Origin of the sequence: Hymenobacter duratus (assembly GCF_014698995.1) — a bacterium.
Taxonomy (GTDB): Bacteria; Bacteroidota; Bacteroidia; order Cytophagales; family Hymenobacteraceae; genus Hymenobacter; species Hymenobacter duratus.
In genome coordinates, this window is the sequence record NZ_JACWZZ010000002.1 from 362,493 (window position 1) to 382,144 (window position 19,652).

Sequence of the window (19,652 nt, forward strand, 5' to 3'; positions counted from 1 at the left end):
TAGCCGTAAAATCATCCGGGTTAAAAGTCAGATTTCACGGCTTCAGAAAGTTCACTCCACGCAGCTCAAAAACCCTGAAAACCGCCTTCACACCCCAATTAAGTGCATCACACTGCAGGAACAGAAGCAAAAACGGCGGCTTTTGCTCCGATTCCAAAAGTCTGATTGGTGCTGAAGTTTGGATACGATTTATGCCGGCTTGCCTGCTATGTTTGGTTTGTCGACCGGGGAAGTCCTGGCGTTTTTCTCTCACCCCAAACTACCTGTTGCTGTATGAACTCCAAGCCCTCTAACGCCTTCGTTGCGGCCTCGTGGCTGGCGCTGCTGGCCGGTATGTCTGCCTTCGTCATTGGCCTCTGGAATGCCCAGATGCTGCTCAATGAGAAAGGCTACTACTTTACGGTGCTCATGTACGGACTCTTTTCGGCCATTTCGCTCCAGAAATCAGTCCGCGACCAGCTGGAAGGCATTCCCGTCACGAGCATCTACTACGGCCTGAGCTGGTTTTCCACCATCCTCGCAATAGGGTTACTAACTGTTGGCTTGTGGAACGCGACGCTCCTGCTGAGCGAAAAAGGCTTCTATGCCATGTCATTTATGCTGGCCCTATTCGGAGCTATTGCGGTGCAGAAAAATACCCGTGATACACGCGGCGTAGCCAATAACACGCCGGAAACCCCGGTTTCGTAGCCGGCGGGCCCCAGGTACAATCGTTTCATTCAGTAGTTTATGCCGCTCACCGACAAAGAAAAAATGCTCTCCGGCGAGCTATACCTCGCCAACGACCCGGAACTGGTAGCCGAACGGCTGCGCGCCAAGGAGCTCTGCCACCGCTACAACCAGGAGCCCGTGTACCTGAACCGGCAGGTGCTGGCCGAGCTGTTGGGCTACGAAACCGACGCCCACCTGGAAGCCCCGCTGCGCTGCGACTATGGCTACAACATCCGGCTGGGCCGCAACGTGTACGCCAACTACAACCTCACCATTCTCGATTGCGCCCTCGTCACCATCGGCGACAACGTGTTTATGGCGCCGAATGTGGTACTGAGCACGGCCGGGCATCCGGTGGAAGTAGAACCGCGCATTGCGGGCTGGGAGTTTGCACGGCCCATCACCATCGGGGATAATGTGTGGCTGGGCGCGGGCGTGCTGGTAATGCCGGGCGTGACCATTGGCGCGGGCACTACCATTGGGGCGGGCAGCGTCGTCACGCGCGATATTCCGGCGGGAGTGGTAGCTGTAGGCAATCCGTGCCGAGTGCTGCGGCCAGTATAAAGTGGCAAACAAGACCGGCTAAGCCCGGTTCTTCATCCGTGCAAATCCGCTTCTCCTGTATCTTGCGGCCCGCTGTGGAGCTTCGGCACCAGTGGGCCGCGCTGTTTTGCGCAGACACCAGCTTCCATTCCTCTACCAACCAGACACTTCCCACTCCATGACCATTCGTACCGACTGGACGCTCGACGAAGTACACGCTATTTACAACCAGCCCGTGCTGGAACTGGTCACGCAGGCCGCCGCCATTCACGCCGAAACCCAGGCCACCGGCGAAGTGCAGGTATGCACTTTGCTGAGCGTAAAAACCGGTGGCTGCCCCGAAGACTGCGCCTACTGCCCCCAGGCTGCCCGCTACCACACCGGTGTGCAGGCCCACAAGCTGCTGCCCGACGCCGAAGTGCTGGCCTCGGCCCAGCGCGCCAAAGACTCGGGCTCCACCCGCTTCTGCATGGGCGCCGCCTGGCGCGAAATCCGCGACAACCGCGACTTTGACCGGGTGCTGGGCATGGTGGAGCAGGTGAATGGCCTAGGCCTGGAAGTGTGCTGCACGCTGGGCATGCTGAACGAGTACCAGGCCGAGCGCCTCAAGCAGGCCGGCCTCTACGCCTACAACCACAACCTAGATACCAGCCGCGAGAAGTACGACGACATCATCACGACCCGCACCTACGACGACCGGCTGAACACGCTGGAGCACGTGCGCAAAGCCGGAATTTCGGTGTGCTCGGGCGGTATCATCGGCCTCGGCGAAACCGACGAGGACCGGATTGCCATGCTGCACACGCTGGCCACCCTGCCCGCCCACCCCGAGAGCGTGCCGGTAAACGCGCTGGTGCCCGTAGCCGGCACGCCCCTCGCCGACCAGCCCCGCGTGAGCGTGTGGGAAATGCTGCGCATGATTGCCACGGCCCGCATCCTGATGCCCCACACGATGGTACGCCTCTCGGCCGGCCGCCAGGAAATGCCCGTAACGGAGCAGGCCCTGTGCTTCCTGGCCGGTGCCAACTCCATCTTCAGCGGCGAGAAGCTGCTGACCACGCCCAACCCCGATTTCGATGCCGACAAGCAGATGTTTGCTCTGCTCGGCCTCAAGCCCCGCAAGTCGTTCAAGGACGTACCCGAGGGCGCCACGGTGCTCGGCCGCACGGCGGCGGTGGAGGCGTAAGCAGCATCGATTCCTTGCAATAGAAACGCTCCTTAGGCCGCCTTTTCTGCGCCTAAGGAGCGTTTTGTCTGTGTACGACTTTCTCTTTGTTGCTGTGAGTAAAGCACTTTTCTGGCTGTTGGCGCTACCGTTTTCCAGTCTTGCCCAAGGCGGCATCAACGGCAAACGCCTGCTGCCGCTTGATTCTGCCTATGCCGTGCACGGAGTGCCGTTGGGAGCCGCAGAAGGCACCATAGCAACTCTACGGCCGCAATTTTCCGGCACCGGCAAACGCTGGAAAACCAGCCGGGTATATGGTCTTCTTCCTGAAGCCGACACCGTGACGGTAGCAGGCCAGCCAGTGCATCCGGCATTCTGGTTTCGGGGCGGCAGGTTTATCGGCGTCACGTACCAGTTCAAGAAGGAGCAGAAAACCCGCCTTGTTTTGCAGAACCTGACTCGCCAGTATGGGCCACCCAAACCCGGCAACGTGGCCGGCATGTGGTACTGGCTGGGGCAGCGCACCTACATCCTGTATGAAGATGCGCTGCCTGATGTGGCGTTGCACGTAGCCAGCCTGGATATGCTCAATGAGCAGGTGATAGAAACGGCCGTCCGGCAGGAAGCCCGGCAGCGGCTGGGCTGGCAGCCCGATTCGCTGGGCTTACCGCGCCAGTTTGCTCTTCCCGGCGAGAAAAAGAAGAAGTAATGTCCTCCCCTCTCCACCAGCGTCTGCAGGAAGAATTAGGTCGGCGCGAAGCCGCCGGCACCCGCCGCCGCCTGCCTCCCCCGCCCGCCCCCGGCCTCGTCGATTTCAGCTCTAACGACTACCTGGGGCTAAGCCGGCACCCGCAGGTACGGGCAGCAGTGCAGGCCGCCGCCCACGCGCCCGCCGGCAGCACCGGCTCGCGCCTGCTCACCGGCAACTCCGCCGCCGCTGAAGCCTTAGAAATCCATCTGGCTCGTTTCCACCGCGCCGAAGCCGCGCTGCTGTTCAACTCGGGCTACGCGGCCAACCTGGGTTTCTTCGCCGCCGTGCCCAAGCGCGGCGACACGATTCTCTACGACGCCGCCTCCCACGCCTCCGTGAAGGAAGGCATCCGGGGCTCGTTTGCCACCGCCTGGAGCTTCCGCCACAACGATGTGGCCGACCTGCGCCGCAAGCTGGCCCGCGCCACCGGCAGCGTATTCGTGGCCGTGGAGGCATTGTACTCGATGGATGGCGACATGGCTCCGCTGGCCGAGTTGGCCGAGGTGTGCCGGGAGCAGGGCCTGTATCTGGTGGTGGATGAGGCCCACACCAACGGCCTCTACGGCCCCCAGGGCGAAGGTTTGGTGGTGGAGCTGGGACTGGAAGAGGCGGTATTCGCCCGCATCCTCACCTTCGGCAAGGCCCTGGGCAGCCAGGGCGCCGCCGTGGCCGGCCCCGCCGTGCTGCGCGACTACCTGCTGAGCTTCAGCCGGCCCTTCATCTACACCACGGCCTTGCCTCCGCTCACGGTGGCGGCCCTCACGGCTGCCTACGCGGTGCTGCCCGACCTCGGCCCGGAGCGCGCCCGGCTGTTTGCCCTCTCTGACTACCTGAAAGCCCGCTTGAACACCGTACCCAGCCTGCATGTGCCTCCCGAAAGCCACGTGATTCACCCAATATTCTTCGCTGATTCCCCCGGCCCGGCCCACGTGCGCGCTGTGGCCACCGCCGCCCAGGCCGCCGGTTTTGACGTGCGCGCCATCGTTTCGCCGACTGTGCCCGTAGGTACCGAGCGGCTGCGGCTCATCATCCATTCGTATACTACCAAGGCTGAAATTGACGCACTGGCAGCCGTGCTGGAACACGTGGTAGCTCCCGAACGATAAGCCCAGCTTCGCATGGCAGCCGCAGGGCCTGGGAAGCTTTGTGACCCTAAACCGCTGCCACATTATTCATCTTCCTATGCTACCAGCCGACGCCTTACTCCTGCACATCGGGCAATACATCCGGGTTTCGGAGCCGTTGCGGACGGCCTTGCTGGAACGGGTGCAGGCGGCCAGCTACAATAAGGGCGAGCTACTGCACGATGCCCGGCGCGTATGTACCCGCAGCGACTTTATTCAGCGAGGACTCGTGCGCTTATATTACCAGCACGACGGTGAGAAGATAACCGAGTATTTCAGCGCCGAGGGTGAATGGGTAAACTCGCCGAACAGCCTGGTTAAGCAAACCCCGGACATCTACTACCTTGAGGCACTGGAGCCCACACAGACTCTGAGTCTGCACATGCGGGACTTGGGCTACCTGTTCGACAACTTTCCGGAAATGGAACGCTACGCCAGGCTGTCCATGGGGTCGGTTTTCGGGCATCTGATGGACCGCATTACCTCGTTGCGCTTCACCTCCGCCCGGGAAAAATACGAGCATTTCTGCCGCACTCACCACGATATTCTACATCGGTTGCCGCTGGGCATGGTGGCTTCCTACCTGGGCATTACGCAGGAAACGCTGAGCCGCATTCGGGCCGCGCGGTGATTATTTGATCTATGTCAAAGAGTAGGGAGGATGGTTCGGACCACCTTTGCAGAAACCCGTAACCAACTCCTGCCATGCGCCAGCTTCTGCTTCCAGTCGCGTTTTTTCTGTTCTTGCTGCTTTCAGCTGCTTCCGTTCTTTCAGCACCCATTGACCTGAAGACACCCGGCGTGCAGAGCCTGCTATACGTGGGCGCCGGCCGGCAGCAGCCGCTGCTGGTAGGCTTGGGCGGCTCAGAAGGCGGTAATGCCTGGGCCAGTTCCCGTTGGCAGCCCACTCGTGAGCAACTGGTGGCCGATGGCTACGCTTTTTTGGCACTAGGGTATTTCAAAGCTGACGGTACCCCGCCCCTGCTCGACCGTATTTCGCTCGACACGGTGTACGCGGCTATTAAGGCGGCCACCCGGCACCCACAAGTCAACGGCCGCAAAATCGCGCTGATTGGTGGTTCGCGCGGCGCCGACTTGGCGTTGCTGCTGGCCAGTCGCTACCCCGATATCCGCTGCGTGGTGAGCATTGTGGGCAGCCATGTTGCATTTCCGGGCCACACCAGCCACTTCACCACTTCGGCTTGGTCGTACAAGGGCCAGCAGCTACCATTTGTGCCCGTGAATGAAGCCGCCGTGCCCTTTCTGTTGCAGGGTAATCTGCGGGCTGCGTTTGCGGCCATGCTCACCGACACAGCCGCGGTCCGACAGGCATTGATTCCGGTGGCAAAAATTCGGGGCGCGGTGCTGCTGGTATCGGCTACTCAGGATGAGGTGTGCCCTTCCACGCTCATGGCGGAGCACATGCTGGACCAACTGCAGCGCCGCAACTCTCGCTATCCGCAGCAGCACCTAGCCATTGAAGGCGGGCACGCCGCGCCGCTAAAGCACTTTCCTGCCATCATTCGCTTTCTGCACACGAACTTTCCGGCTCGATAGGCGCCTGAGTCTTCGTTCGTTGTTAAACATCTTTTCCCTTTGGAACGACTCTTCATCACCGGCATCGGAACCGACGTAGGCAAAACCTTTGTTTCCGCCATTCTCACCGAAGCCCTGCAGGCCGACTACTGGAAGCCCGTGCAGGCCGGCCTCACCCCCACCACCGACGCGGCCACCGTGCGCAGCCTCGTGCAGAACCCCGTCAGCCGCTTCTGGCCCGAGCGGCACCGGCTGCAGCTGCCCGCCTCGCCCCACGCCGCCGCCGCCGCCGAGGGCCTCACCCTGCGCCCCGAGGATTTCCAGCTGCCCGCCACCGACAACCACCTGCTGGTGGAAGGCGCGGGCGGCCTGCTGGTGCCCCTGGCCCGCGACTTCCTGCTGGCCGATCTGGCCCAGCAATTCGCCCTCGATGTGGTAGTCGTATCGCGCAACTACCTGGGCAGCATCAACCACACGCTGCTCACGCTGGAAGCCCTGCAGGCCCGCGGCCTGCGCGTGCGTGGCCTCGTGTTCAACGGTGAGCCCACGCCCGCCACCGAGGACTTCATTCAGCAGCACACCGGCGTCCCCCTTATGCCCCGCATCCTCCCCGAGCCCGAGGTAACGCCCGCCGTAGTCAGCCGCTATGCCGCCGAGTTCCGGGCGTGGTTTGGGCTGTAGAAACCGGCTGTCATAGTGTAGAGACGCAACATCTTGCGTCTCGTCGTTGAACGATTGGCGTGCTGGCACCCTCACTCAACGGCTATTCTGTTAGTATCGAAGAATCCGAAGATTTAAAGAACGTCATGCTGAGCTTTTCGAAGCATCTCTACCGCTTCGCTTGAGCTATTTTCAACGAAGCGGTAGAGATGCTTCGAAAAGCTCAGCATGACGGGCTACAGGCGTTCTGGCGCTGCAACATCAGCAACGACGAGACGCAAGATATTGCGTCTCTACACCTGCCAAACCACCGCCCGCGTGCCCGGTTGTAGCTTTGCAGCGGCCGCTACCTCCGGCCCCACCCGCAATGCCCCATCCTACTTCCCTTGCCCAGCGCGACCACGCCGTTTTGTGGCACCCCTATACCCAGATGCAGACTGCCCCGCTGCCCATCCCCATTGTGCGGGGTGAAGGCAGCTGGCTGATTGCCGAAGACGGCACCCGCTACCTCGACGCCATTTCCTCGTGGTGGGTGAACCTGCACGGCCACAGTCACCCCGCCATTGCGGAGCGCGTAAGCGAGCAGCTGCGCACCCTGGAGCACGTACTGTTTGCCGGCTTCACCCACCCCGCCGCCGTGGAGCTGGCCGAGCAGCTGCTGGCTTTGCTGCCCGCCAACCAGGCCCGCGTGTTCTACTCCGACAACGGCTCGACGGCCGTGGAAGTGGCCCTGAAAATGGTGCTGCAATACTTCCACAACCAGGGCCAACCCGCGCGCCGCACCTTCCTCTGCTTCCAGAACTCCTACCACGGCGACACCTTCGGGGCCATGGCCGTGAGTGCCCGCGGGGCCTTCACCCAGCCCTTCTGGCCCCTACTGTTCGACGTGGAGTTTCTCGACGTGCCAGTACCGGGCCGCGAGGCCGAGACGCTGGCCCAGTTCGACGCGCTGCTGCTGCGCCCCGATGTGGCCGGTTTCATCTTCGAGCCGCTGGTGCTGGGCACGGCGGGCATGGTGATGTACGAGCCCGGGGTGCTGAGCGAGATGCTACGCCGCTGCCACCAAGCCGGGGTGCTCTGCATTTCGGATGAGGTGATGACCGGATTCGGCCGCACCGGGCCGCTGTTTGCCTCCGGGCTACTCACCGAGCAGCCCGACATCATGTGCTTCTCTAAGGGCCTCACCGGCGGCACCCTGGCCATGGGCCTGACCACCTGCGCCGCGCCGGTGTACGAGGCGTTTCTGAGCCACGACAAGATGCGGGCCCTCTTCCACGGCCACTCCTACACGGCCAACCCGGTAGCCTGCGCCGCTGCGTTGGCAAGTCTGGAGTTGACGCGAGCCGACGAATGTACAGCCCAACGCCAACGCATTGAGGCAGCCCACGCTGCGTTTCGACAGGAAATTGAGGGCCAGCCGGGCATCCGGGCGGTGCGGCACCGGGGCACCATCCTGGCCGTGGAGTACGACCCCGGCGAGGGCACCAGCTACTTCAGCCGCCTCCGCGACGCCTTCTACCAGCTCGCCCTCGACCACCACGTCGTGCTGCGCCCCCTGGGCAACGTGGTGTACCTGCTGCCGCCCTACTGCACCACCAACGAGGAGCTAGGTTTGCTCTACACCGTGCTGCGCCGCATGCGTGAGTTGGTACTCGACTTCATTCCCGCTCCCAACCTGCCCGAAATCCTGCATGACTAACTTCGTAGGTAACGCCGCCAACGCCGCCGGTCCGGTGGTAGTCATTCGGGGCCGGGGCCGGGTATCGGCGCTGGGCCTGGAGCCGACGCCCCCGCTCGAAGCCGCCTCGCCCTTCACGCCCCACGCCACCGGCGTACCCGTGGCCGCCCTGCCCGCCGCCACCGAAGCTGCTGTAGCTACCCTGCGCCGTAGCCAGTCTGCCTTTCGCCAGCTCGACCGGACCGTGCTGCTGGCCCTGCTGGCCGCCCGCCAGGCTACCGCCGCCGCCGGCTGGCTCCCGCAACCCGACACCCACGCCCCGCAGCCTGCCAGACATCTCCCGCACCTTGACACTTGTCTCCCGCAGCCTGCCACTTATCTCCCGCAGCTTGACAGTCATTCCCCGCAGCCTGCCACTTATCTCCCGCAAGCTGACAGACGTTTCCCGCAGCCTGACAGCTATTCCCCGCAGCTTGACAGTATCCTCCCACTGTTCGACAGCCAACCGCCCACAATTGACAACCAGCAAACAACTCACTTAGCCGTGAGCATCGGCAGCAGCCGGGGCGCCACGGGGCGGCTGGAGGAGTTTCACGCTGGGTTTCTGGCCGAGGGCAGCGTGCCGGTAGCCGCTTCGCCGCTTACCACGCTGGGCAACGTAGCCAGTTGGGTGGCCTACGATGCCGGCCAGCAAGGCGGCGCGGCGCTCAGCCATTCCAGCACCTGTAGCAGCGCGTTTCAGGCCTTGGGCAACGCGCTGGCCTGGCTGAAAGCCGGCATGGCCACCCGGTTTCTGGCCGGCGGCACCGAAGCCCCGCTCACCGATTTCACCCTGGCCCAGATGCGCGCCATTGGCATCTACTCGCCCCTGCCCGCCGCCGACTGGCCCTGCCGGCCCGGCGCGGGCCGACCTTCCACCTTCGTGCTGGGCGAAGGCGCGGCCGTGTTTGCCCTGGAACAGCTTTCCGCCGCCCAGGCCACCGCCGAAACCAGCCCACTGCTGGTGCTGGCCGGCGTGGGCTTCGGCTTCGAGGCCATCGGCAGCAAAACCGGCCTCTCGCCCGAGGGCCGGCACTTCCAGCAAGCCATCCAGCAGGCACTGGCGCAGTCTGGTGTAGGCCCGGCCGACATCGACGCGGTGGTGCTGCACAGCCCCGGCACCCCCGCCGGCGACGCCGCCGAACGGGCCGCCTTACGTGCTATCTTCGGCCCGGAGCTGCCGCTACTGCTCTCCAACAAATGGCTGCTGGGCCACACGCTGGGCGCCTCTGCCGCGCTCAGTCTCGATTTCGCCTGCCACGTGCTGGAAACCCAACAGTGGCCGGCCGCCCCCTTCGCCACCGATCTGGCATCGGCAGTTGACAAGCCCATCCGGCGTATTCTGGTGAATGCTGCCGGCTTCGGCGGCAACGCAGCCAGCGTAGTGGTGGAGCTGAGAGGATAAAGCGTAAGAACGTCATTCCGAGCTTGCCGAGGAATCTCGCGTGCTGACGTTGCCAAACCAGCTATCATGCTTGATCTGGCGTCCGCGCAGCCGAAGCATCTCTCCCGCTTCGCCTGAACGATTCACTAGTCCAGGGTTTAAACCCTGGGCTACGGAGCGGTTCTCGTCACAACGTCAGCACGCGAGATTCCTCGGCTGCGGCTCCGCCTTCGCTCGGAATGACGGTCTTATTGCGCTACTTCCCCGCCCCGCAACACTGGCGGCAATCCTGCGTCTATAGCCTTCCACACCCCAACCACCGTCTATGCGTCGTTTTTTCCCTTTGCTGCTGGCCCTCGGTCTTTCTGCCCCGGCCTTGGCCCAGACCCAGCCCGCCACCACGCCCAATCCGCTTATCCTGAAGATGGTGGAGGAAGTATCCGAAAAGAACCTGCGCGACGACATCGATAAGCTCGTAAGCTTCGGCACGCGGCACACGCTGAGCGACACCAAAAGCAAAAAGCGTGGCATCGGGGCTTCCCGCAACTGGGTGGAAGGCGAGTTCCGTAAGTACAGCAAAGCCAGCGGCGGCCGGCTCAAAGTGGAGCAGGATACGTTCACCATCAAGCCCGACGGCCGCCGCATCGACCGGCCCGTGCTGATGGCCAACGTCATGGCCACCCTCCCCGGCACCGACCCCACCGATAAGCGCGTGTTCATCGTGAGCGGCCACATCGACTCGCGGGTGTCGGACGTGATGAACGCCACCGCCGACGCGCCCGGCGCCAACGACGACGGCTCGGGCACGGTAGCCGTGATGGAGCTGGCCCGCGTGATGAGCAAGCAGCAGTTTCCGGCCACCATCATCTTCGTGGCGGTGCAGGGCGAAGAGCAGGGTCTTTACGGCTCCACCTACCTGGCCAAACGCGCCAAAAAGGAAGGCTGGAACCTGGTGGCGATGCTCAACAACGACATCATGGGCAACTCCACCGGCCACGACCCCGAAATCAGGAACACCACCCAGCTGCGCGTGTTCAGCGAAGGCGTGCCCGCCACCGAAACGCCCGACGAAGCCCGCGTGCGCCGCACACTGAGCAGCGAAAACGACTCACCAAGCCGCAACCTGGCCCGCTACACCCGCACCGCCTGTCAGCAATACGTGCCCGGCCACGAGGTGGTGCTGGAATATCGCCCCGACCGATTCCTGCGCGGCGGCGACCATACGCCCTTCAACCAGCAGGGCTTCACGGCGGTCCGCTTCTCGGAGATGAACGAGGATTTCCGCCACCAGCACCAGGACCTGCGCACCGAAAACGGCGAAGAGTACGGCGACCACGCCAAGTTCATGGACTTTGCCTACCTGCGCAAAAATACCGGCGTGAACCTGGCCACCCTGGCTTCCCTGGCACTGGCCCCCGCCGCCCCCGAAAACGTGGGCGTGCTCACCGCCAAGCTGACCAACCGCACCGAACTGCAGTGGCAGGCTCCCAAAAACGGCGAAAAGCCAGCCGGCTACTACGTGCTGATGCGCGAAACCAGCGCCCCCGAGTGGCAGCAGAAGTTCTTCGTAACCGACACCAAAGCTGACCTGCCCCACAGCAAGGACAATTTCATCTTCGGAGTGGTAAGCGTGGACGCCGAGGGCCACGAGAGCCTGCCGGTGCTGCCGAAGCCGGTGCGGTAGCGCGGCGTTGGATACATTCCGAAAAGCATTATCTGCCAGCTACCATTGATTATCCTTATGCGTTGTATTTTCCGGCTCATTTTGCTGCTTCTGCTGAGCACCGGGCCTTGGCCGGTATATGCTGAGTGCGTAGAACAACGAGACATTGCCGTGTGGCCGGATGAGTATGCTGCCGCGACCATCCAGCCACGCCAGCTGTTCCTGTTTTCCGCTGGTAGCCGCACTAATGGCCGCTTAGCCATCCTCGATTTTGGGCGGCAGACACAGGTGTATCTGTGGTCGAAGCACGACTCAGTGCCGTTGCTGCTACTGGACCAAACAGTTAACCCTCTCAGCAGCGACCTACAAGTACTAATGCAGCCAGTGCGGCCATTGCTGCCCGATACGGTATACCACTTGCGCACCAGCCTGCCGCCGCCCGCTGGCTACAGCTTGTTCAGAATGCAGCGTGCCAGGGCTGGCAGCAACCAGCTCATTATTGCGCACCGCTGGCGCGTCAGTAGTGCTCTGTCCGATACGCAGGCGCCGCGCTGGACAGCCACGCCTGCTGTGCTGCACAAGGAGTACTCCAGCAACAGTGAGGGAATCAACAACTTCGTGCAATTCTCTTACCCGATGCTGGACGCCTCGCCGGTGCTGGTGCGGGCCACCATCCGAAGCGCGCGGCAGGCACAACCGGTGGTCAGCTACCTCACGCCCTGGCAAAATCAACTGGGAATCGGCTGGTTTACGTGTGGCGGCAATTTCGCTTTTGGGCCAAGTGAAGACTGTACCGTAACGTTTGAGGCGCTTGATGCAGCCGGCAACCGCAGCCTCGCTACCGGCCGCCCTATTTCGTTCCGGGGCCCTAGGCCGGAACAGGCTGCTGCCAAAATGAGTGAGCGGAAAACCAAAATACCTGCCCCCAGACGGTAAAGAGGCACAACTTCCGGCGTCAATTTCATTTCAGCTGACACCTCCACTATGCAACCCGCTCCCGACCATGTGCTCAACCGCCTGGCCCAGCAGCAGCTGCCGTGGGAATAGGCATGGGCGTGGTTTGCGACCCTTGACGCAGCAGGCCAGCTTGCGCAGCTGAACACCTTGTGCCAATACATTCAGCAGGCCCAGCCCGGCGCTGGTGCGGCAGGCCTTGTCGGAAGCCCAAGTAAAGCCCACTGCTACCCCGCTGGTGTTGCTGCGGGCCCACGGGGTAGCGGAAGCCCTGCGCCGCATCCAGAAACTACCGCCGCCGGAGTATCCGAATGCCTTTCGGGCATTGCTGAGCCTGTTCAGCGTGGCCGATGCGCACCGCCGCCGCACCGCGTGCCGGACCGGGTGCACGCACGACTGGCACCATCTGCCGCCGCTGCGCTGAGACTGATGCGGCGCTGCTGCTGGCCGTAACCAAGCAACGCAGTGAGTGGCCGCCCCGACGCGTCAGGCGCTTTTTTTCACTCCAAGGCTGGCCAAATGCTATTTGTGTACTTTCTTTGCGGAACCAGACGCCTCTTTGGCCCTGGTCCGATACTGCGCTTATCTGCCATGTACCTTACCAACTCCCGTGTCGTTCTGATGCCGCTGGCTGCTGCCGGAGCGAAGTGCGCGTGCGTGTTGGTCAAGAAATGCAAGAAACGGATTCCGGCCTGACCGTCGCACCCGTTCATTGCGCCTCGTTGCTTCTCTGAACTCTCCGCGCCGGTCCTCTTGGGCCGGCGCTTTTTGTTTGTCCTTTTCTGCTGATTTCCCGTTTATCCCTTTCATGAAAGTTCTCAAGTTTGGCGGCACGTCCGTCGGGTCGGCGCAGCGGATGCGCGAGGTAGCAGAGCTGATTCAGTTGCCCCAGGAGCGGCGCATTGTGGTGCTGTCGGCCATGAGCGGCACCACCAACACCCTGGTGGATATTGCCCGCCTGCTCTACTCCAACGACGTGGCAGCCGCTACGGCCCGTATCGAAATTATGCGCCAGGGCTACCACATGATAGCGCATGAGTTGCTGCCCGAAGCCAGTATAGCAGCGGCAGCCATCAAAGACCTCGACGGCGTGTTCCGTACCCTGTTCGACCTGACGCGGCAGCCGCTTTCAGCCTCCGGCGAGCGGGTGATTCTGGCCCAGGGCGAGCTGCTGAGCACCTGTTTGTTCCATCATTACCTGACCGGCGTGCTGCACCGCGACGCCGTGCTGCTGCCAGCGCTGGAATTCATGCGCCTCGACCAGAACGAGGAGCCGGATGCGTCCTATATCCGGGAGCATCTGGCAGTGCAGCTGGCCCGGTATCCGGAGCAGCAGCTGTTTATTACGCAGGGCTATATCTGCCGCAACGCGCACGGCAAAACCGACAACCTCAAGCGCGGCGGCTCCGACTATTCGGCCTCGCTGATTGGGGCCGCGGCCGACGCCGACGAAATCCAGATCTGGACCGACATCGACGGGCTGCACAACAACGACCCACGGGTGGTGGAAGGCACGTATCCTATCCGCGAGCTGTCGTTTGATGAGGCTGCCGAGCTGGCGTATTTCGGAGCCAAGATTCTGCACCCCAGCTCCATTCTGCCCGCCGCCAAGCATGGCATTCCGGTAAGGCTGCTCAACACCATGCAGCCCGAGGCACCCGGCACGCTTATCTCCACCCGAACCGGTAACGAGGCCATCAAGGCGGTGGCGGCGAAAGACGGGTTGGTGGCCATCAAAATCAAGTCGAGCCGCATGCTGCTGGCGCACGGTTTTCTACGCAGCGTGTTCGAGGTGTTTGAGCGGCACCGCACGTCCATCGACATGATTACGACCTCCGAAGTAGCCGTGTCACTCACCATCGACGACGCCACTCACCTGCCCCAGATTCTGGAGGAGCTGCGGAGTTTCGGCACGGTGGAAGTGGATGAGAACCAAACCATCATCTGCCTCGTCGGCAACCTGATTCAGGAAACCAACGGCGCGGCCCGCCTCGTGTTCAATGCTCTGGTCGATGTGCCGCTGCGCATGATTTCCTACGGCGGCTCGCCCAACAACATCAGCCTGCTGGTGCATACTTCCGACAAAACCCGCGCCCTGAAAGCACTGAATGCCGGCCTGTTTCAGCGGCCGGCAACCACCTGAGCGGCAGTGCGCGCGAGCTGAACTCCTGATTTTTTGACCTGATATTTCCTTAGCTCTGTGCCGACTTTCGTGGCTGGCACGGACCGCAGCCTACGCTACATGTCCTTTTCCCTTTCGCCGGAGCTTCTGGCCCAGCCCACTCCTTTCTACCACTACGATCTGGCCCTGCTGGACCGTACCCTGGCCGCGCTGCAGCAGGCCGCAAAACCGCGCGGTTTTCAGGCCCACTACGCCCTGAAAGCCAACGTTAATCTGCCGGTGCTGGCGCGCATCAAAGCCGCTGGCCTGGGAGCCGACTGCGTGAGTGGTGGCGAGGTGCAGCGCGCCCTTGACGCGGGGTTTGCGCCGGACCACATTGTGTTTGCCGGCGTGGGCAAGTCCGATGCGGAAATCAACCGGGCGCTGGCCGCCGATATCTGGTGCTTCAATGCCGAGTCGGGGGAAGAGCTGCAGGTACTGAATGCGCTGGCCGGCGCGCAGGGCCGCACGGCGCGGGTAGCGTTGCGCGTCAACCCGAACGTAGACGCCCACACGCACCCGCACATCACCACGGGCCTGGAAGCCAACAAGTTCGGCATCAGCCTGACTGATTTACCGGCCGTGGTGTGGCAGTTTTCCGCGCTGCCGAATCTGGAGCTGGTGGGCCTGCACGCGCATATCGGGTCCCAGATTACGGACCTGACCGTTTTTGCGGACCTGAGCCGCAAGCTAAACGAGCTGCAAACCTGGCTGGCTGACCAGGGCTACACGTTGCCGCACCTCAACGTAGGCGGCGGCCTCGGCATCGACTACCATCATCCTGATGAGAACCCGATTCCGGACTTCGAAGGCTACTTCTCAATGTTTGAGAAGCACTTGGTGCGCCGCTCGGGCCAGCAGGTGCATGTGGAGCTGGGCCGGGCCGTGGTAGCGCAATGCGGCACGCTTCTGAGCCGGGTGCTCTACGTGAAGCAAAGCCAGCAGACCCAGTTTGCTATTCTTGATGCGGGCATGACCGAGCTAATGCGCCCGGCCCTCTACGGCAGCTACCACCACATCCAGAACCTTTCGAACCCCGACGGCGACCGGTACATCTACGACGTGGTGGGCCCCATCTGCGAGTCGTCGGATAGCTTTGGGAAGGAGCTGGCACTACCAAAGACCCGGCGTGGCGACCTGGTGGCCATTCGCTCGGCCGGGGCCTACGGCGAAGTCATGTCCTCGGGCTACAACCTGCGCGAGAAGGCTGCCGCCGTGTATGTAGGCTAAGCAGCCGGCAGGCAATACGCAATACGTACAACTCTATTGCGGTCCGGTAGTTAGCACTATACCACCTACCCTGCCTGCTCATGAAAATCCTGCTCACTGGTGCCAACGGCTACATCGGCCAACGTTTGCTGCCGCTTTTAATCGAAGCCGGCCACGAAGTGGTATGCCTCGTGCGCGACCCGCGCCGCTTTGAGCTGCCGGAAAGCCAGCGCCCGCACGTGACGGTGGCACAAGGCGACCTGCTCAAGCCGGAGTCACTACAGGAATTGCCCACCGACATTGAGGCGGCGTACTACCTCGTGCATTCCATGAGCGGCGACGGCAAGGATTTTTTCCAGCTGGAGCAGGAGTCGGCGCGCAACTTTACTGCCTATCTAAACCGCACCACGGCTCGGCAGGTGATTTATCTTTCCGGCATCGCCAACGACCAGGCCCTGAGCGTACACCTTCGTTCCCGCAAAGGCGTGGAAGAGGTGCTGGGCAAGGCGCAGGCGGCCCTTACGGTGTTGCGGGCCAGCATCATTATCGGCTCGGGGTCGGCGTCGTTTGAGATTATCCGGGACTTGGTGGAGAAGCTTCCCGTGATGATTACGCCACGCTGGCTGAACTCGCGCTGCCAGCCCATCGGTATCCGCGACGTGATGTTCTACCTAACCGGCGTGCTCGGCAACGAAGCCTGCTACGGGCGCTCCTTCGATATTGGCGGCCCCGATGTGCTGACGTACCGCGAGATGCTGCTGCAGCTGGCACAGGTCCGTGGCTACCGGCGCTACATCATCACGGTGCCGGTGCTCACGCCGCGGCTGTCGTCGTGGTGGCTGTTTTTGGTAACAAGCACCTCGTTTTCGCTGGCGCAAAGTCTCGTGGAAAGCCTGCGCAACGACACCGTAGCCGACCCGAAACGCAGCATTGCGGCGGTGCTGCCGCACGAGTGTATGGGCTACACGGAAACGGTACAACTGGCTTTTCAGCGCATCGAGCAGAATGAAGTAGTGAGTAGCTGGAGCGACGCGCTGAGCAGCGGCAAGATGCCCCGCAACTACATGGACCACATCCAGATACCACAGTACGGCCTGCTCACCGACCGCCAGACCCTGCGTTTCCGCCGCGACCCGCAACAGGTGCTGCAGAATGTCTGGAGCATCGGTGGCGACCGGGGCTGGTACAAAGTGGATTGGCTCTGGCGTATCCGCGGCATTATGGACAAAATGGTAGGCGGGCCGGGTCTGCGGCGTGGCCGCCGCTCCCCTACCAAGCTCCGCGCCGGCGACCCACTCGACTTCTGGCGCGTACTCGTGGCCGACAAAGCCAACCGCCGCTTGCTCCTTTACGCCGAGATGAAGCTTCCCGGCGAAGCGTGGCTGCAGTTCCGCATCCTCGATAACGAAGATGGTTCCCACACGCTGGAACAACTGGCGGCTTTCCGCCCCAAGGGCCTGGCCGGACGGCTCTACTGGTACTCGCTGGTGCCGTTTCATTTCATCATTTTCAAGGGCATGATTGAAAATATCGTGCAGTATGAGGCACCAGAGCAAGTGCCAGTCGTAGCGTAGCCTGCTGGCCGGGTAGCCAGATTTGCTCCGGTTCTGCGGCCAGCAACCACTTGGGCAGTTCGTTACTAATCCCGAAATCAGCTATTTATATCATTGGCTGATGATATCCCCAAATCATGTCTTTAATTTATTGATATTCAATATTATATTAATAAAAATCATCATTCTATAAAGTCTGATTACTGCAATAATTGGAGAGGAAGTCGGGTGATGGAAAAGTAGCTTAGCTTCCGTTGCCACTGTTGGGGCCGCTTTACCATAAGCCGTTCCTCACACTGCCAGTTGTGCTGCATTTTCGTACTGAAGCCGAGGCTTGACTGGTCCACGAAAATGCTGATACCGCTGAGTCAGCAGCAGTTTTCCGGCAGCTTTATCCGTTAGTCTATGCTCTGTTCGACTACCCTGTTGCTGCCCTCGCCCGTGGGGCACCACTACTATTCCAGCTGCTACCTGCTGGCCTTTGGGCTGATGCTGCTATTGCTGCTACATGCGGGCTATCGGCGTGGCTACCCGTTGCAGACGTGGCTGGTGTTGCTGGCGGCCAGCACGCTGGCCTTTATTGTGGGTACCAAGCTGATTACACTGCCCACCGGAGCATGGCCGGCGCTATTGCACGGCATCTGGCCTGATTCTACGGCCCGGTCAGTGCTGGGCGGTGGCCTGGGCTTCGTGGGGGCGCTGCTGGTGTTGCGGCGGTGGCTGGGCTACAGTTGGCACATTGTGGATGCATTTGCGGGGCCGCTCTGCGCGGGGCTGGTGGTGCAGTGCATCGGGTGCCTGCTCACAGGCTGCTGCTTCGGGGCTCCTACAGATGGCAACTGGGGCCTGACATATGCGGCGGGCACGCTGCCGTACCAATTGCAGCTCCAGCAGGGCCTGCTGGACACCCATGCCGCGCATTCGCTGGCGGTGCACCCAACTCAGCTCTATACCCTGCTACTATGCGCCGGTGTGTGGCTTGTGCTGCATCTGACGCGCCACCGCCAATGGCCGGCGGGCAGCCGGGCGTTGTTGCAGGCCGGGTTATTAGTGGTGGGCCGGCTGCTCATCGAGTTCTGGCGCGACCCGGCTGGCGAACCGGTAGGCTCGTCTGTCGTAGCGCTGGGCCGCTTGCAGATGCTCCAATTGCAATGGCTGCTTTTGCCCTGTGCTGTGCTTCTGCTGGGTAGCTGGCTCTGGCTGATCCGATATGCTACACCCACACCAGATGAAGCACCCGAAAACCGGCCGGTACGGAATCTGCTTGGCGCTCTTGGACTATTGGCATTTGCCGCGCTGCTCCCAGCCGGAGCCCTCACACTGCCTGAATTGCTGGTAGTAAAAGCCGTATTGCTGGCCGTGGTGGTACTGGCTACGGCCACCATCTTGCGGGGTGCCTTGGCCGCGCAACGGACCGGGCTTCCGCTGGCCGCACTGGCCGCGGTGCTGCTTTTCACCAACCAGGTGCCGGCCGATACTACCGGCAACAAACAGCACTGGTCGGTTACGGTGGGTGGCGGCAACGGCGAATTTGCACGGGAGCAGCAGCCGTATGAGAATGAGGGATGCGGCAGCCCCCCTCCCACCCAACCTTTTCGCCACAAGTACCAGTCCGTCAGCGTAGACGTTTCGAGCACCTGGAAACCTGACGAGCGTCCGGAAGCCGAGAACGAGGCTGGGCTACGGCTCATGGTCGGCCGCGACCAGCAACACACCATCGGCCGGCCTGACACCGTAAAATCGACCTTTCTGTTCGCCATCAATCCGCACTACATGCTGAATCGGCGCTGGTTTGGAATCGGGGGCGGACTCCTGCTGGGTACTCTTGGATACAGCAAAACAGCCGGCGACACGTACCAGCCACTCGTGGCCGCACCTCATTTCACCACCTGGATAGGGCGGCGCGAGTACTTATATGTGCAAGGCGACGTGAACACGCCCAACCAAGGTCTCGGCAATCCGGCACTACGCGTAGCGGTGGGTTCCCGGTTCCGTTCGAGCGGACGCTATAGCGTGCTGCTGGGTATGTCCACTGGTAGTGGCTACCCCACGCCTCCCGATGTAAATGATAAAGCATTCTTCGTTGAATCAAGCCTGCAAATCAGCCCGCGCTGGCAGGTGCAGCCCTACCTCACGCTGGGTGGCCGCGAGTTCCGGCAAGCACACGTGCAGCTGCGCTACGTACTACCGCCCCACAATCGGTAGTCTTGGCTTCAGCCACCGAAGCGCCGCACCAGCCACAGGAGCAGGCTCAGCACCACACTTACCAGCAGCATCGACACGATGGGCGCGTAGAACCGAAACCCCGGCCGCTCAATGCGGATGTCGCCGGGCAGCCGGCCGAACCAAATCAGTAAACTGCCGCCTCCCAGCCACAGAAAAGCGCCAAAGGCTACGACAATGAGGCCTAGAATGACAAGCATTTTACCAGGTTGAGGCTGCATAGAAAGCGGCGTAGCAGGGCTTCGTGTATTGTTAAGCCAAATAGCTGATGCGGCACATATGGTGCGCAAAGCGAAGG

Annotated in this window: 17 protein-coding genes and 1 pseudogene; 17 read left to right on the forward strand and 1 reads right to left on the reverse strand. The window is 62.0% G+C overall.

What is annotated here, in order from left to right; genetic code table 11:
* Nucleotides 1-273 precede the first annotated feature (273 nt).
* The 17 genes and pseudogenes from yiaA (at nt 274) to IC231_RS09545 (ending at nt 19,336) form a co-directional block, all read left to right on the forward strand.
* Nucleotides 274-690: an inner membrane protein YiaA gene (gene yiaA, locus IC231_RS09465; protein ID WP_190784284.1), complete on the forward strand. Its 417-nt coding sequence runs from the start codon at nt 274-276 to the stop codon at nt 688-690.
* A 39-nt stretch (nt 691-729) separates the two neighbouring features.
* Nucleotides 730-1,275 carry a sugar O-acetyltransferase gene (locus IC231_RS09470; protein ID WP_190784285.1) on the forward strand — a complete coding sequence of 182 codons (546 nt, stop codon included), beginning with the start codon at nt 730-732 and terminating at the stop codon, nt 1,273-1,275.
* Nucleotides 1,276-1,432: 157 nt separating this feature from the next.
* Entirely contained in the window at nt 1,433-2,440 is a 1,008-nt protein-coding gene (gene bioB, locus IC231_RS09475; protein ID WP_190784286.1) for a biotin synthase BioB, read from the forward strand.
* Nucleotides 2,441-2,534: 94 nt separating this feature from the next.
* Nucleotides 2,535-3,128 carry a hypothetical protein gene (locus IC231_RS09480; RefSeq protein ID WP_190784287.1) on the forward strand — a complete coding sequence of 198 codons (594 nt, stop codon included), beginning with the start codon at nt 2,535-2,537 and terminating at the stop codon, nt 3,126-3,128.
* Nucleotides 3,128-4,276: an aminotransferase class I/II-fold pyridoxal phosphate-dependent enzyme gene (locus tag IC231_RS09485; RefSeq protein ID WP_190784288.1), complete on the forward strand. Its 1,149-nt coding sequence runs from the start codon at nt 3,128-3,130 to the stop codon at nt 4,274-4,276. The genes IC231_RS09480 and IC231_RS09485 overlap by 1 nt, the downstream gene beginning before the upstream one ends.
* A gap of 76 nt (nt 4,277-4,352) precedes the next feature.
* Nucleotides 4,353-4,925 (forward strand): Crp/Fnr family transcriptional regulator, encoded by a 573-nt coding sequence (locus tag IC231_RS09490; RefSeq protein ID WP_190784289.1) that lies wholly within the window; start codon nt 4,353-4,355, stop codon nt 4,923-4,925.
* Nucleotides 4,926-4,999: 74 nt separating this feature from the next.
* Nucleotides 5,000-5,851, forward strand: a complete 852-nt coding sequence (locus IC231_RS09495; RefSeq protein ID WP_190784290.1) for an acyl-CoA thioester hydrolase/BAAT C-terminal domain-containing protein — start codon at nt 5,000-5,002, stop codon at nt 5,849-5,851.
* 39 nt (nt 5,852-5,890) lie between these two features.
* Nucleotides 5,891-6,511, forward strand: a complete 621-nt coding sequence (gene bioD, locus IC231_RS09500; protein ID WP_190784291.1) for a dethiobiotin synthase — start codon at nt 5,891-5,893, stop codon at nt 6,509-6,511.
* Nucleotides 6,512-6,857: 346 nt separating this feature from the next.
* Complete coding sequence (gene bioA, locus IC231_RS09505; RefSeq protein WP_190784292.1) at nt 6,858-8,189, forward strand: adenosylmethionine--8-amino-7-oxononanoate transaminase; 1,332 nt, start codon at nt 6,858-6,860, stop codon at nt 8,187-8,189.
* Nucleotides 8,182-9,612, forward strand: coding sequence for a beta-ketoacyl synthase N-terminal-like domain-containing protein (locus tag IC231_RS09510; protein ID WP_190784293.1), 1,431 nt, complete (start codon nt 8,182-8,184; stop codon nt 9,610-9,612). The genes bioA and IC231_RS09510 overlap by 8 nt, the downstream gene beginning before the upstream one ends.
* Before the next feature lie 304 nt (nt 9,613-9,916).
* Nucleotides 9,917-11,275, forward strand: a complete 1,359-nt coding sequence (locus tag IC231_RS09515) for a M20/M25/M40 family metallo-hydrolase (protein ID WP_190784294.1) — start codon at nt 9,917-9,919, stop codon at nt 11,273-11,275.
* An 81-nt stretch (nt 11,276-11,356) separates the two neighbouring features.
* A complete protein-coding gene (locus IC231_RS09520; RefSeq protein WP_190784295.1) occupies nt 11,357-12,190 on the forward strand; it encodes a hypothetical protein in 834 nt (277 codons plus the stop codon).
* A 196-nt stretch (nt 12,191-12,386) separates the two neighbouring features.
* A pseudogene (locus IC231_RS09525) lies at nt 12,387-12,632 on the forward strand (DUF5958 family protein); the annotation flags it as partial.
* A gap of 384 nt (nt 12,633-13,016) precedes the next feature.
* Complete coding sequence (locus IC231_RS09530; RefSeq protein ID WP_190784297.1) at nt 13,017-14,351, forward strand: aspartate kinase; 1,335 nt, start codon at nt 13,017-13,019, stop codon at nt 14,349-14,351.
* A gap of 99 nt (nt 14,352-14,450) precedes the next feature.
* Entirely contained in the window at nt 14,451-15,599 is a 1,149-nt protein-coding gene (gene lysA, locus IC231_RS09535; RefSeq protein WP_190784298.1) for a diaminopimelate decarboxylase, read from the forward strand.
* Between the two features lie 80 nt (nt 15,600-15,679).
* Nucleotides 15,680-17,152, forward strand: a complete 1,473-nt coding sequence (locus tag IC231_RS09540; protein ID WP_190784299.1) for an SDR family oxidoreductase — start codon at nt 15,680-15,682, stop codon at nt 17,150-17,152.
* 384 nt (nt 17,153-17,536) lie between these two features.
* Entirely contained in the window at nt 17,537-19,336 is a 1,800-nt protein-coding gene (locus IC231_RS09545; RefSeq protein ID WP_190784300.1) for a prolipoprotein diacylglyceryl transferase family protein, read from the forward strand.
* 8 nt (nt 19,337-19,344) lie between these two features.
* On the opposite strand, the gene IC231_RS09550 is transcribed toward IC231_RS09545, so the two are convergent.
* The gene (locus tag IC231_RS09550; RefSeq protein WP_262892760.1) at nt 19,345-19,554 is read right to left on the reverse strand and encodes a DUF2905 domain-containing protein; all 210 of its coding nucleotides are present in this window, start codon (nt 19,552-19,554) and stop codon (nt 19,345-19,347) included.
* Between the last annotated feature and the right edge of the window lie 98 nt (nt 19,555-19,652).